This is a genomic window from Anatilimnocola floriformis, from assembly GCF_024256385.1.
Classification (GTDB): domain Bacteria; phylum Planctomycetota; class Planctomycetia; order Pirellulales; family Pirellulaceae; genus Anatilimnocola; species Anatilimnocola floriformis.
On the sequence record NZ_JAMLFW010000005.1, the window covers coordinates 55,090 to 69,421 of the forward strand.

The window sequence follows — 14,332 nt, forward strand, 5'->3', positions numbered from 1 at the left end:
GCGCTTCGGCTGCATAGCAAGGACGGCAATTTCCCGCAGCGGGGAAAATTAACGATGGGCCGGCGCGGCAGGTGTTTGCAGCGACAGCGCCAGCCGTTGCATCCCTTCGGCCATCGTGATCTTGGGTTCGTAACCAAAATCGCGCTTCGCCGCCGAAATGTCGAACCAGTGCGAAGTGCCGAGCTGCAGCGCGAGGAACCGCGTCATTCGCGGCTCGTCGGTGCGGCGGAGCAGCGTCCATAGCCCTTCGAGCAGCGCGCCGGCGGCATACGCGCCGCGGGTGCTGATGCCTCTTCGTACCGGCGGCAAGTGTGCGAGCGACATGATCTGGTCGATCCAGTTCCAGCAGTTCACCGGCTCGTCGTTGGTGATGAAATACGCCTTGCCGCAAACGGGCGAGCCCGGCTTGAGGGCGTCGGCAGCTTGCAGATGGGCCGTCGCGGCGTTCTCTACATACACTGCATCGACTTGATTGTGGCGATCGCCGACGTAACGCAACTTGCCGCTGCGAGCCCGCGCGAGAAGCCGCGGAATGAGATGCTGATCGCGAGGCCCCCAAATCAAATGAGGCCGCAGCGCCACGGTGAGAATATCCTGACAATTAGGATCGAGCACCAGTTCTTCGGCGATGGCTTTGGTGTGGGGATAGTGCGCGAGAAACTTCTGCGGATACGGCACGCTCTCATCGACACCACACTGATCGCCACCGGCAAAAGTCACGCTCGGGCTGCTGGTGTAGATCAGCTTTTTCACTTTATTGACGTAACAAGCCTCCAGCACATTAGCCGTGCCGTTGACGTTCACATCCCAGTAATCGCGCAGCTTCCCCCAGATGCCGGCGATCGCAGCGACGTGAAACACCGCGTCGACACCTGCGGCGGCTTTCACCACCGACGGCAACTCGCGCACGTCGCCGCGGGCGAGATCGACGCCGAGCGCGGTCAATTCGGGAGTATCGCGCCGCACGAGGGCGCGCACGCGATCGCCGCGGGCGATCAGTTGTTCGACGATATAGCGGCCGAGAAACCCGTTGGCGCCGGTGACGAGTGCATGCACTTAGATCAGTCCTCTTCCCCATCGAATCCACCGCCAAGCGAGACCGGCAATTACCAGGGGAGCCGCCACTCCCCCGAGGCACGTGCTGATAGATGGGTGCTCAAAAAACGTATTCAAACCAAACAATAACAAGCCAGGCGCCAAACCGCACAGCACGATCCAGCCGTTGATTTGCGCGATTCGCCGCGCCGACTTTTCTCGTTGTCCGTAAACTTTCATGCCTCTCATTCTAACCGCGCGCAATTTGGTTGAAATCCCGTGCTAATCGGGCGAAGATGCCCGAGCTATTTCAACAAAAAGGCACTGCCATGTCGCATCTTTCGTTTCGCCGTTTGCTCTACGCGATCGCGTGTAGCTTCGTCATCGTCAGTGATGTGATGGCTCAAGAACCAAAGCCCGTCGCTCCTGACACGCTCGACAAGGACTACGCCGCCGAACTGCCGCGAACAGCGCCGCTGTCGCCAGCCGAGGCCATGAAGTCGTTTGAAATCGCTCCTGGTTTTCGATTGGAACAAGTGGCCGCCGAGCCGCTTGTCGCCGATCCGATTGCGATCTGCTTCGACGAGAACAGCCGGATGTTCGTCGTCGAAATGCGTGGCTATTCGGAGAACCGCGAAGAAAAGCTCAGCCGAATTCAATTGCTCGAAGATACCGATGACGACGGCAAGTTCGACAAGAGCACGACCTTCGCCGATGGCTTGCTGTGGCCGACGGCCATTCATTGCTGGCGCGGCGGCGTGTTCGTCGCCGATGCTCCCGACTTGCTCTATCTCAAAGATACGAACGGCGACGGCCAAGCGGACGTCAAGAAAGTCGTGCTCACCGGTTTTGAGACGAGTAATGTGCAAGGCCTGGTGAATACGTTTCAGTGGTCGCTCGATAATCGTATTACTGCAGCCATTAGCAGCAGCGGCGCCGAATTGCGAAAGCCGGACGATCCGAACGGCAAGGCTTTGTCACTCCGCGGGCGCGATTTGTCGTTCGATCCGGAGACCATGGATCTTGCCGCGATCAGCGGCGGTGGTCAGCACGGGGCAACGACGGACATTTGGGGAAATCGATTCGTCTGCAGCAACAGCGATCATATTCAAGCCATTCTCTACGAAGATCGCTATCTCTCGCGCAATCCGTATCTGGCCGTGGGCCAGGTTCGCCGGAGCATTGCCACCGATGGTCCGCAAGCCGATGTCTTTCGCATCAGCCCGGTGGAACCGTGGCGGATCGTGCGCACCCGGTTGCGCGCCAACAAAATCGTGCCGGGCATTGTCGAAGGTGGTGGCCGGCCGGCAGGTTATTTCACCAGTGCCACGGGCTTGACGATCTACAACGGCGACGCGTGGCCCGAGATGGTCGGTCAGGCATTTGTCGGCGATGTCGGCAGCAACATCGTGCATCGCAAGCAACTTGTTTTTTCCGGAGGCGATTTCCGCGCTTCGCGCATCGAAAGAGACAAGGAGTTTCTGGCCTCGCGCGACACCTGGTTCCGCCCAGTGCAATTTGCCAATGCGCCGGACGGCTGTTTGTATATCTGTGACATGTACCGCGAGACGATCGAGCACCCTCAGAGCATCCCACCGATCCTGAAGAAACATCTCGATCTCACCAGTGGTCGCGATCAGGGACGGATCTATCGCGTGTTTCACGTGAATTCCCAGCTGCGAAAATCCTTGCCCAAATTCGGTCAGGCGTCGGTGGCCGACCTGGCCGCCGCCCTGCATCACCCCAACGGCTGGCACCGAGAAACCGCGGCCCGGCTGCTGTGCGAGCGGAAGGATCGCGAGGGGAAGGAGATTATCGAGCAACTTTTGGCAGCCGAGCGCAAGGCAGACCAACCTGCCAATTACCCCCGCATCCTCTATCTGCTGGAAAAATTCGGAGCGTTGTCGGAGAGCTTAGTGCGAGATCGGCTCGAAGACTCGCATCCACGCCTGCGGGAACATGCCTATCGGCTGGCGGAAGGACATCTTCATTCGGCGCGAATCCGGCAAGCGATTGCCAATCCACAGCGTCACAATGATCACCTCCTCGATTCCCAGGTGCGCGCACAGAAATACTTCACGCTGGGATATCTGCCGGTGGAGGAACGAATTGCGGCGGTCAACAGCGATTATTTGGGGGGCGAGGGTTATCAGACCGCCCTCTTGTCTTCGTTTGCCGATGGCGCTGGCCTGTTGCTGGAGAAGATTGCCGAGGAAGACACCGTCAAGCTGTCTTCCAAGACAGGTCATGTGAAATTGATGCAGACCCTCTTCCGTCAGATCGGCAAGCAGCAGCATCCAGCCGATGTTGCCATCGCGATCAAGATTCTCGCCCGTTGGTCCGAACAAAAGTCATCTCTTGTCCCTGTCGGCGTCGAAGCTCTGGCAGCCCGACAGGATTCACCTCTCGCCCGGCAACTCGCCAAAGCCACCGGCGGCAAAGCCGATGAATGGCTGCAGGAAATGATTGCAGACGCTGCCAAGAATGCCCGCAATCGTGCAGCAGAGCCCAGCGACCGCGTTGCCAGCTTGCAGCAGCTGAGACTCGCTGCGTTTCCGCAAGTGGAGCCTGTCGTCGCGCAACTCATCTCACCGGCCGAACCTGCTGAAGTGCAATCGGCTGCGCTCACGTTGCTCGGCTACTTCGATGCGCCACCAATCGCCGATCTTCTCGTTGCTCGCTACGAACAACTTACGCCGTCGATGAAAAGCCGAAGCCTGGATTTGCTCCTTTCTCGATACTCATGGTCGCTGAAGTTGCTCGAGGCCATCGAAAACAATTCCGTGCCGGCTCTCGAACTGGATGCTACACGCCTGAAAATGCTCAAGGAAACTCTCGTTTCAAGAGTAGATCAACGGATTCAAAAGATCAGCAAGTCCGACCTCACGCCGTATCGTAGAGATGTCCTCAACAGCTACTATTCGGTACTCAAAGAGACGGGCGATGCCACTCGCGGCAAAGAGATCTTCAAAAAGAACTGCGCGGCCTGTCACAAGTTGCAAGGCATCGGTCACGAGATCGGCCCGAATTTGGCGGCTATGAAGAACCGCGGGGCGGAAGCGATCTTGGTAAACGTGCTCGATCCCAATCGCGAGGTGAATCCGCAGTATCTCAACTATCTGCTGCTGACGACCGACGGCCGATCGTTGAGCGGCATTCTTAGCGCCGAAACGGCAACCAGCGTGACGCTGCGTAAGCAAGAGAACGTCAGCGAAACGATTCTCCGCGTTGATATCGAAAGTCTGAAAAGCACCGGCCAATCGCTGATGCCGGTGGGGCTGGAGAAGCAGATCGATCGGGCCGCGATGGTGGATTTGTTGGAGTATTTGAAGACGGTGGAATGATGCAGGGCGACGTAGCACGAACCTAGGGGTTCGTGCTACGCGATCCTGCCGACATGGTTCACTTCGCCGATTGGCTGAACTATATTCTCCATTCTGCGATTTACTTTTTGCATTCCTCGAAAGGCCTCTATGAAACTCTCCCCATTTGCTTTGTTGCTTGTGCTTTCCTGCACGATTGCCTCTGCTCAAGAATCGATCTTCGATGGCAAGACTCTCGAAGGTTGGAAGGGCAACGACGCTTTCTGGTCGGTGAAGGACGGCACGATCACTGGTCAGACCACCAAAGAAAACCCGACCAAGGGCAACACGTTTCTCATCTGGCAGGGTGGCGAGATCGGCGACTTCGAATTGAAGTTGCAGTTCAAGATCGTCGGCGGTAACAGCGGCATTCAATATCGCAGCGTCGACAAGGGGAACCACGTCGTCAACGGTTACCAGGCCGACTTCGAAGCCGGCGACACCTACATCGGCATCCTGTACGAAGAAGGTGGCCGCGGCATTCTCGCTCAGCGGACCCAGAAGGTCGAAATCGCCAGCGATGGCAAGAAGACCGTCGCCAGCGAACCGACTGTCGACAACAAGGAATTCCTTGCCAGCGTGAAGAAGGAAGACTGGAACACGTTCGAAATCACCGCCAAGGGTCCGCACCTGGTGCACAAGATCAACGGCCACACCACGATCGACGTGACCGACAACCAAGAAGGCAAAGCCAAGGCCAGCGGCATTCTCGCCCTGCAATTGCACGCCGGTCCGCCGATGACCGTGCAGTTCAAGGACATTCAGCTGAAGAAGTTGAAGTAAGGGGAAGAGACGAAGGGCATAGGGGTTAGAGGTTAGGACGATGCCTAATCTCTGATCTCTGCTAGCTCTGGTCTCCTATTCTATCTAGGCAGGAATATCAGTACCCTGCCGTCGACGTTGCAGAACAGATTCTGCCCCTCTTGATGAAACGGCTCGTCCCAGTGGCAATGACCGCAGAGGACGAGCAGGTCGCGGCAGGGCTCTAGCGCTGCATTGATCAGGTCGAGGCCGGCTTGCTGCGGGCCGTTTCCTTGCGGGCCCTGATGAAATAGCAGCACATTCGCGCAGCGGTCGGTGCAATGCTCGATCGCCGTGAGGAACTCTTCTTCCGTCTTCCGATTGTTCTTACGCGGGTTGCCGAGAATTCCGGAGACGCCGCCGATCGTGAACGATCGGCTGTGGAATGTCTTGCCGTCGAGCACGCGGACTTCCGTGAGCAGTTCATGCGGGTTGAGCTCGTCGTGATTTCCCAGCACCGCTGCAGTTTCGCTGGCGATGCGCGCCAGGGCATTGAACGCGCTCGTTACATCGCCCGTGCCGCCCAGTTTGTTCAGATCCGGGTAGTCATAGAAATCGCCGCAGAGCAGACACAGATCAAGCGCCGGCAAATCCTCAGCCTGCTGCAGCCGTTCGATTTCATCCGCCAAGAGTTCGCCGAGCAAGCGATTGGTCGATTCTTTTTCCCGTCCTTGCAGATCTGCCGTGGCGAGAATAGTGGGTTGCGGGCCTGCAGAATTCTCGTAGCGCACTGTGTAGACAGGGAGCCGCCGATTCCGCGGCCCGGACGAACCCGAGGTGCGGAAAGGGATTTCGTGAATCAGCTCGGGCTCGTCGTGGGTAAACATGCAAGCCAGGACAAGTCTGCCGGTCGGCAGGTTCACACGGCAAAAACTCGAGCCTGAAACGGCTTCAAGCCAAAGCCGGCCGTGCCGCCCGTAATGTATGGCAGGTCCTGTCCCACGCCGCCGTGTTCGCGTAGCGACGGCCGATAGCCCCAGGGCCAGGCAACGTCGATGTGCGGGTAATCACGGCCGCTGAGATTGGCCACCACGATCACCTGATCGTTGCTCCCCAGGCCGCGGCCACCGGTGCGGCAATAGGCCAGCAGGCGTTCGCCGTCGTTGCCGTCAAACTCGGGGTGAAAGCCGGGATTGCCCGAGCTAAAGCCGAAGAACTCCACTTCGTTGCGCTGCAGGGCGCCGTGCCATTTTCGCAATTGGATCAGATTGGTCACGCGGCTCAACACTTCGGCGTGCCCCGGTTCGGCGCGGCGATACCAATCAACCGGGTCCGACATTTTCAGCCGCCAATTGCGGTTGTCGATGTCGTGCAGATCGGCAAATTCTTCGCCGGCCAGAAACATCGGAATGCCCGCCGCAGTGAGCGTTAGCGCGAACGTCGTTATCACCTGCTCAAAGGCAATCCCAGCCAGGCCGATCCGCGAATTCGGATCGCGCCGCTCGCCAGTCAATTTTTGCAGGTAATAGTCGAGCAGCCGCTGCTCGTGATCAGCTTCGATATCGTGCGACGTGCAGTAGGCCACACGATTGGCCAGATCCCAAAAGACCCGATTCGGGCGTTCATCGGGCGAAAAAACATCGGGCCGAGCGGCCATCAACGATTGTTTCATGCGCACACTGCGCGAGTGCTCGCCGAGCTTCGTCCCCAGCGTGTTCGAGACCAGCGCCCGGAGCGTATCGCGAAAATGAAAGTCCCACATGCTGTCGACCACGCGCCGGCCGCGATGATTCGCGCCGGTGATTCCCGCCCGCCGCCAAGAGTCTTCGGCGATGACGATGAACGGCCTGCCGGCAAAGAGTTGGTCATTCACCGCGTGCGCTTTTTCGGTGAAGTCTTGAATGAAGTCGTAGTTATCGATCCCCTTGAACTCATCGAGGCGAAAACCATCGACGTGATATTCCTTGACGAAGAACTCGGCCATGCCGAACTGAAAGTTGCGGGCCTGAAACGCACCGCCGCGCTGCGTGCGATAGCGAAACGCTTTGCCGCCCCAGTCCGGCCGGCCGTCACCGTTGGGATCTTTCTCCTCGTCACCGCTGTAGAGGAAGAACCAATCGTAAGCCAGGTCCTGCAGCGGGCACTTGCGGCCGTGGTTCATCACCACGTCCATAATCACGCGCACTCCCTTGGTGTGGCAGTAGTGCACGAAGCTCTTCAGATCAAAAGGCTCGCCCAAGTCGTAATCGGGCGCGAAGAAAAACCGCGTGCCGTAGCCCCAGTTGAGCGTGTCGGCCGAATCCTGAATCGGCAGCAGTTCGATGCAATTCACTCCCAGCGGCAGAATGTATTTGTCGAGCATCTCGAACCGCGTCTTGTCAAACGTGCCGAGCCCGACCTGCCGATCAAAGCCATCCTCGCCCGGATCGGCCCAGCGCATCGGCAGTTCATAAATCACCAGCTGATTGTTCTGCGGTAAACCTCCGGTGGGCATCTCGCCGCGCCAGTCAAAACCAGGCCGATGGCGATGATTGTTGCGAATGTAAAACACGCCGCGATAACCAGAGAACCGCGTCAGCTCCTCGGCGTACGGATCGGGAACGGTGATCGTTGCCTGGCCCGATCGCTCAAGCAGAAACTCATACTCGTACTCGCCATCGGGCAGATGCAGCGACGACAGATCGATCTGCCACCAGCCGTCATTGGTCGAGTTCAAATCGGCATGCCGCCAATTGCGCGGAAAGCCTCCTTCGCGCGGCAAGGGAGCAAATTGAAGTTGCAAGCGCGCAGCATCGAGCGCAGGAATTCGCAGTAAGTTCGACATGGCAAGAAAATCCCGAGGTAAGTCGCGGTGTGGGCCAAGAGAGGATTGACCGCAGTTGTAGCTCACCCGAGGGATGAATGCGCCACGTGACAGTTCTTGTCAGTGGCGAGCTGTTTGCCGCGGGCACTTCTACTCCGCAATCACTTCGCGCAACTTATCTGCCAATCGCTGGCCGGCAACAACGGCCTGACGGCGGGCGATGGCGCGGGCTTTCTTTTCCGTGCCGATCGGCAGGATGGGCACATCTTGAATCGGCACCACGCCGGACTTGTAGTCGTCCCACAGCACGATCGGCAGTTCGCCGTTGAGATAAGCGGCCGCGACCGAGAGCTTGTAGCTTTCTTGTACCCAGGCCTTCACGTCGCCGTTGGCGGCTTCGGGAATTTTGTCGGGCTGCAGGGCGGGATCCTTCAGCAGCGACGCGCCGAGGTCGGCGATGCTTTCGGGATCGGCATCGGTGCCGAGCATGGCGTCCCACAGCGTGTGGAGCTTGGTTGGTTCGGCGCCGATATCGACGCGCAGTGAAGTCTTGTTGCCACCTTCATCGCCGAGCGGCAGCCGATCGGGATCGACGAAGGCGGTGACGTGGCAAGGCTGATGAATGTCGCCGATGAGATGAAAGGCCCAGCAAGTGCGAACCGCGCGGTTCTGTTCCGCGGTCACGCCGGCAGCGGCGCCGGAATCTTCGCCCGCGCCTGCCTTCGCAAATTTCACCGACAGCGGAATCTGCTGCTCGGCGTTGAAGGGTTGTTTCAGCGGTTCGCCGAGTGTGAGATCGGTCTGACCTTTTTTGTACGGATAGTTGATGTAATGCCACGTGCTGCGATGGAACTTGTGGATCGGATGATCTTCGGGCTTCCCCTGGAAATTGCGCGGCGGCCGCACCCAATCGCTCCACACCGCTGCTCGCATGAAGGCCCATTCCTGTTCATCGGCGCCGGTCGGCACATCGGCATTCAGATAATCCTTGAAGTGCGGATGCTGTTTGAGCACATCAAACACCTTTTGCCGCTCGGCCGGCGTGAGCCGGGCATAAGCGATCTTGGCGATCACCGAATGACCCACGGCATTCCAAGCGTGAGCCGGCGGCGCGATGAGCAACAAGATGATCAGCGAAATCAAAATTCGGCGTGCGAGGATCATGGGCAAACTCGTGGTTCGGAAGAAACAACCCCGGCTATGAACTTCCCTGACGCCGCCCGGTCGTCCTGGGTGTGCTCAGTATGACCAATTTCTGCCGGCCGGGCTTTGGCGTGGTGTGCAGAGTTGGTTAATTTTTCGCGGCGTCTTCACCCGCATCCTAGGCATATCCGGCACCATTTCGCGGCTTTCTCGCCCGTTTCGTGACCTATGTTTCCTCAGGAGCAACGATAGCGCGCTCGTGCGCTACCGCCGCGCTCCGAGGTCATTCCGTGCATTGCAAGGTCACCAGACCATGACAACCTGCGCACCCGCAGCGACATTGGGGCAACGGCTCACTCAGTTCATCATTCCTCCCGCGCTGCTGCTCGTCGCGCTGGTCGGCTATCGCTATGCGATCGTGCGGCCGGTTGCCACTCGCATTCAGCCGCCGCAAGCGACTCCCTGCGTGATCGCGCCGCGGTTCGTCGAGCCGCGGGTCGCCACCGATGAGCAGCTGACGGCAGTGCTCAATCGCGTGAAGCCGCCGACCGACAAAGAGCAGATGACGAACAACTTCGTTCACGCGCTCCGCCTGTGGGGAACGACGGCCGATTTTCAAGATGGCAAAACGCCGAGCGGCGAAGAGCTGCGGCAGTACTTTCTCGATGACAAGGTCTTCCGCAAGTACGCCGGTGAAAAGGCGCCGCCGCTGTTTTACTACGGCCGCGATGGTCTCGATGTGCGCTCGTTCGACGAACAACCCGATCATCGGGCCTCGTCGAGTTATCACATCGACGACTTGCTCGCTACGCTGGCCGAAACAGGCACTTCGCTCGATACGCCGATCTTACTGCGTGACCCCAAAGACAATGCTACCGTCGGCGAACTGCTGAACGATTCGCTCCGCCGCTTTCATCTCGAGCGGCATGAATACGAATGGACCTCGATCGTGTACGCCCGCTACGTCTTCCCGTTGCGGCAGTGGAAGAACAAGTTCGGCTCGCGAATCGATACGAATATGCTCGTGAAAGAGCTGATCGACAAGCCGCTCGATGTCGGCCCCTGCAATGGTCTGCACCGGCTCGAAGCGCTGGTGGTCCTTTACCGCGCCGATGAAGAAGCAAAGGCTCTGCAGCCGCGCACGAAGCGGGCCGTGTTGCAGCACATGAAGCGTTGCGCCGATCTGCTCGTTTCGTCGCAACATCCCGAAGGCTACTGGACTCGAACCTGGCCGTCGGGGCCCGGTTCGCAAGCCGATAAAAAGGCTTCGCTGCACGACAAACTGCTCGTGACGGGCCATCAGCTGGAATGGCTGGCCCTCGCGCCCGATGAAATTCAACCGCCGCGGGAAACGATCGTTCGCGCCGGCCAATGGCTGGTGCACACGTTGACCGAAATGGACGAGAAGGAACTCCTCAGCGCATACGGCCCCTACACGCACGCGGCCCGCGCGCTCTGCATGTGGCGGAGCATCGATCCGTACACCGCCTGGAAAGCGGGACAGCCCGTGGAAAAAGCGACCGGCAACTAAAGCCGGCAACGCCGTTGCCGCAGGTAGCCCGACGCGTAAGCGAGGGTGAAGCGGCGACCGACGTTGGTACCCGATGCTCCCTCGCTTACGCGTCGGGCTTCCTCAGAACACTTCGAACTCCAAACTTTCAACTGCAGACTACCGATGACTACCGAACCCGAAGTGCCGGCTTGCATCACTCGCGATAACCTCACGTCTCCGTGGTTCCCCAACACCAGCAAGTCGCTGTTGTTCGGCATCATGGCCGCCGGCGTGCTGTTTTTGCTGACCGGTTTTAATCGGCTGAATCACACCGATCTGTGGGGCCATCTCGACTTTGGTCGCTGGATCGTGGAGCACGCTTCGCTGCCGACGGCGGATCCGTTTGCCGCGGTGCAAACCAATCAACCGATGTTGCACTCGGCCTGGCTGTCGCAGGTCATCGGTTACGAAGTGCAAACGCACTTCGGCAACGAAGGGCTGGCCCTCGGTCATTGCCTGCTTGTCGCGCTGACGGGTGTGGTGTTGATGGTGGCGGTTGCCAAACGGCAAACGACCGGGACCGTCGCCTGGCTGGCAGGCATTTTGATGTTCGCACTCGGCTTGCCGATTGTGGGGACGATTCGTCCGCAGCTCTTCGGCATGCTTGGCGCCGCGCTCGCGTTGCTGGCCTGCAGCAAGTTGCTCACCAGCCGTTCGCCGCTGTTTTGGTTGCCTGTGCTGTTTGCCCTGTGGGCCAATTTGCACGGCAGTGTGCTGATGGGGATCGCCATCCTCGGCTTGTTCGCGGTCGGCATGACTTATGAAATCTGGCAAGAAGCCGGCGGTGATTTTGCCAAGGTGAAAGTCGACACGCGTTTGTCGCGCGTCTGGCTGGCCGTGACGATTGCCACCGTGGCGACCTTTTTGAACCCGCATGGTCCGCTGCTGCTTCTCCGCACGATCTTCTTCGGCGAACACGCCGCGCTGCAATACATCTCCGAATGGCGAGCCCTCACGCCGAACAGCTTGACGGGCGTGCTGATGATCGCCTCGACGATCGCCACAGGCCTGTTGTTCAAGTTCAGCCCGCGCAAGTGGACTGCTTACGAGTTGCTGCTGCTCGCGTTCTTCGGTTTGCTGACGCTGAGCGCCATCCGCATGTTGGCCTGGTGGGCGCTGGTTTGCCCGTGGGTGATTGTGCCGCACATCGCCGCCTTCTGGGCCGCGTATCGCGTCAAACAAGAGCTGCCGGCTGAAGTGGAAGATGAACCGAGCGCGATGCAGACGCTGATCGCCGTCGGCTTCCTGTTTATGGTGTTGATCCTCGCGCCGCCGTCATACAGCGTGATCGCGGGCCGTTCGCGCGGCCCGGCCGAAAACCTGGTGACCGACACGCCGATCTACGTCGCCGATGAAGTGACCCGCCGCGAACTGACCGGCACGTTTGCCTCGCCGATGGACTGGGCTGATTACTTGATCTGGCAAACCAACGGCGAGATGAAGCCGCTCGTCTATTCGCACGTGCATCTGACGAACAAAGAGACGTGGGATGAATACGTAAAGATCTTCAGTGGCGATCCGAGCTGGCTGGCTCGGCTGCAACAATCGAACACTCGGTTCCTGATCGTGAGCAAGGCTCGCAATCAAAACCTGGTGAAGCAAGTGCTGCAAGCCGATCGCGACGGCAAGGGCCGCGTCTGGATCTTCTATCAGGATCAAAAATCGCTGATCGCCGAGATTCGTTTGCCTGAGAAGGCCGAAGTGAATCCCGATCCAGTGACGCCTGCGGATCCGGTGACGCCGCCAGTGAATACGAACGCAGCGATCAACTAAAGTCGTCTTTCGCTCCGCGAAAGAACGCGTCTTCGGCCGGCGGCACTGCAGCGCTGGCCGAAGCTGCTGATACTATTCCGCAGAGCCTACGGATATCCAACTTCAATCAGCTGCGCGTCATGCCACCATTGCGCGGGTCTGGTTCGCTGATCAATCTGCTCTAACGGCCAGAACAACATCGCTGCATATTCATCGCCAAAGCGATAGCAGTAACCATAGGAGTAGGCCTTTCCAGCCCGAGAACCCTTCATCGTCGCCTCGTCCAGGCGGAAGGGTATGACCATCGCGAAATAGCTCCCTGCATACAACACTGGCAGGAGCAGAACCACGATGGCGATGATGAGAGGAGCGAGTGACTTGTTCATTTGCCCGAGTTCGGCACACCGGCTTGGTTAAAGGGAAATTTGATTCTGCCGGAAATATCCGACTGAGTGGTTTCCATCGACTGAGTCGTTTCCGCCAACTCTTCCGTAAGCCGCGTTAACCGCACTTTCAGCGAGTTGATGATGGCCCTATCCCGTTCCACTTGAATGGACCGGGCCTGCTTGTGTAACGTCGCTTCCGACTCAAGCTGATCGCGGCGTGACTGCAACCGCTGATGATCCAACCACCATGCGCAGAGCACGGCAACGAGCAACGTCACGCCGAACAGTTCTCGCAGGTTGAATTTCATGGCAGACTTCACGCGGCTTTGGAGAGTCGAGTTGCGCTGCTGCCGGCTAACGCCGGAACCTCAACTGCTGGCGGCGCGTGAATCTGTTCGGCATCGGCTGAGCGATCGTTGGCCAGCGCCCAGAGCTTGATGTCTTTCAAAAACGTGTAGTACGCCATCAAGCCGCAGACGACGAGTCCGGGGGCGCCGTCGAGGAAGACGCCGCGGAAAATGTAGTTCTGCAGGAACCGCAGCGGCGCGTGAGTGAGCATTTTTAAGATGCCGACGCGTTTGCCTTTTTCGAAGCTGTCTTCCGCCGACCAGTTGGCGTAGCGATGCTGACGGTCGACGAAGTGGCCCAGGTCGTTGGCGGTGAAGTGTTGCAGGCGATGCGTGAGGGGCGCGATCTTGCCGCTCGGCACCACGATGTCGCTGTGGACTCGGCGAACCGCGTAACGGCAGTCACGGCGGAAGAGTCGCGTGAGCTTGGCCGTGTCGAAGCAGCCGTGCTTCACTTGATGGCCAAGGAAGAAGAAATCCCGCCGCAGCCAGTAGCCGTCCTGCGCCGGTTCGCTGGCGAGGAGCGTTTTGATTTCGGCGGCGAGCGCCGGCGTGACCCGTTCGTCGGCGTCGACGACCAGCACCCACTCGTGCTTGGCTTGGGGGATGGCCCAGTTCTTGAAATCGGCCGAGTTCACGTACTCCCGCTCGATGATCCGGCAACCGCCGGCGGCCCGGATCATTTCGAGCGAGCCATCGGTTGAGCCCGAATCGGCGATCAGGATTTCGTCGGCAATCGCGCGGACCGACTCGATGCACGCCAGAATGTTGCGGCGTTCGTCTTTGCAGGGAATGAGTACCGTCAGGCGCGGCATGAGCGAATCCTTTCGCGGGGTTTTCAAGGCGTGTGAAAAATAGCCTTTCAAGCGGATCGAAGGAAGCCCGAAGCGCGGAGCAGTTGGGCTCCTCGCCCGCCCGGGTAACCGTTCACGCATTCCTGTCCTGCTCCCCTCGCCCCGCTTCGGGGAGAGGGGCTGGGGGTGAGGGGTGAACCGAAGCGAGAGTCTGCTAATGAGTACGCACTATCGATTGCCGACCAGTTCGCCAGAAAATTGAGTCAAACTCGCGCATTATCCCCTCACCCCCGACCCCTCTCCCCGAAACGGGGCGAGGGGGGAGAGAAAAGTCCCCTGACGGCGTCGCTGGCGTGAATGGTTACTTTTAGATGGATTTCCGACCAAAGTTGTCCGCGCTGATGTGTCTTTATGGTG

At 59.1% G+C, this 14,332-nt stretch carries 11 protein-coding genes; 4 read left to right on the plus strand and 7 right to left on the minus strand.

Translation table 11 applies throughout. The annotated features are described in order from the left end of the window. Positions 1-48: 48 nt before the first annotated feature. Positions 49-1,056 carry an NAD-dependent epimerase/dehydratase family protein gene (locus M9Q49_RS35190; protein ID WP_254514040.1) on the minus strand — a complete coding sequence of 336 codons (1,008 nt, stop codon included), beginning with the start codon at positions 1,054-1,056 and terminating at the stop codon, positions 49-51. 308 nt (positions 1,057-1,364) lie between these two features. Between M9Q49_RS35190 and M9Q49_RS35195 the strand changes: the two genes are divergently transcribed. Together M9Q49_RS35195 and M9Q49_RS35200 are read left to right on the plus strand one after the other, a co-directional pair. Beyond that, the gene (locus M9Q49_RS35195; RefSeq protein WP_254514041.1) at positions 1,365-4,379 is read left to right on the plus strand and encodes a PVC-type heme-binding CxxCH protein; all 3,015 of its coding nucleotides are present in this window, start codon (positions 1,365-1,367) and stop codon (positions 4,377-4,379) included. A 129-nt stretch (positions 4,380-4,508) separates the two neighbouring features. Further along, complete coding sequence (locus M9Q49_RS35200; protein WP_254514042.1) at positions 4,509-5,180, plus strand: 3-keto-disaccharide hydrolase; 672 nt, start codon at positions 4,509-4,511, stop codon at positions 5,178-5,180. 80 nt (positions 5,181-5,260) lie between these two features. On the opposite strand, the gene M9Q49_RS35205 is transcribed toward M9Q49_RS35200, so the two are convergent. From M9Q49_RS35205 to M9Q49_RS35215, 3 genes are all read right to left on the minus strand, one after another. After that, on the minus strand, positions 5,261-6,025 hold the full coding sequence (locus M9Q49_RS35205; protein WP_254514043.1) for a metallophosphoesterase family protein: 765 nt from the start codon (positions 6,023-6,025) through the stop codon (positions 5,261-5,263). A gap of 32 nt (positions 6,026-6,057) precedes the next feature. Next, positions 6,058-7,962, minus strand: coding sequence for an alpha-amylase family glycosyl hydrolase (locus M9Q49_RS35210; RefSeq protein ID WP_254514044.1), 1,905 nt, complete (start codon positions 7,960-7,962; stop codon positions 6,058-6,060). 129 nt (positions 7,963-8,091) lie between these two features. Then, positions 8,092-9,105, minus strand: coding sequence for a S1/P1 nuclease (locus tag M9Q49_RS35215; RefSeq protein ID WP_254514045.1), 1,014 nt, complete (start codon positions 9,103-9,105; stop codon positions 8,092-8,094). 292 nt (positions 9,106-9,397) lie between these two features. On the opposite strand from M9Q49_RS35215, the gene M9Q49_RS35220 reads away from it, so the two are divergent. Together M9Q49_RS35220 and M9Q49_RS35225 are read left to right on the plus strand one after the other, a co-directional pair. Then, on the plus strand, positions 9,398-10,615 hold the full coding sequence (locus M9Q49_RS35220) for a hypothetical protein (protein WP_254514046.1): 1,218 nt from the start codon (positions 9,398-9,400) through the stop codon (positions 10,613-10,615). A 144-nt stretch (positions 10,616-10,759) separates the two neighbouring features. Next, entirely contained in the window at positions 10,760-12,409 is a 1,650-nt protein-coding gene (locus M9Q49_RS35225; protein WP_254514047.1) for a sulfite exporter TauE/SafE family protein, read from the plus strand. An 86-nt stretch (positions 12,410-12,495) separates the two neighbouring features. On the opposite strand, the gene M9Q49_RS35230 is transcribed toward M9Q49_RS35225, so the two are convergent. From M9Q49_RS35230 to M9Q49_RS35240, 3 genes are read right to left on the minus strand one after another with little or no spacing between them, the layout of a single operon-like run. Then, positions 12,496-12,774 (minus strand): hypothetical protein, encoded by a 279-nt coding sequence (locus M9Q49_RS35230; RefSeq protein WP_254514048.1) that lies wholly within the window; start codon positions 12,772-12,774, stop codon positions 12,496-12,498. Then, entirely contained in the window at positions 12,771-13,082 is a 312-nt protein-coding gene (locus tag M9Q49_RS35235) for a hypothetical protein (RefSeq protein ID WP_254514049.1), read from the minus strand. The genes M9Q49_RS35230 and M9Q49_RS35235 overlap by 4 nt, the downstream gene beginning before the upstream one ends. Positions 13,083-13,090: 8 nt before the next feature. Continuing rightward, positions 13,091-13,936: a glycosyltransferase family 2 protein gene (locus M9Q49_RS35240; RefSeq protein ID WP_254514050.1), complete on the minus strand. Its 846-nt coding sequence runs from the start codon at positions 13,934-13,936 to the stop codon at positions 13,091-13,093. Positions 13,937-14,332: the final 396 nt, after the last annotated feature.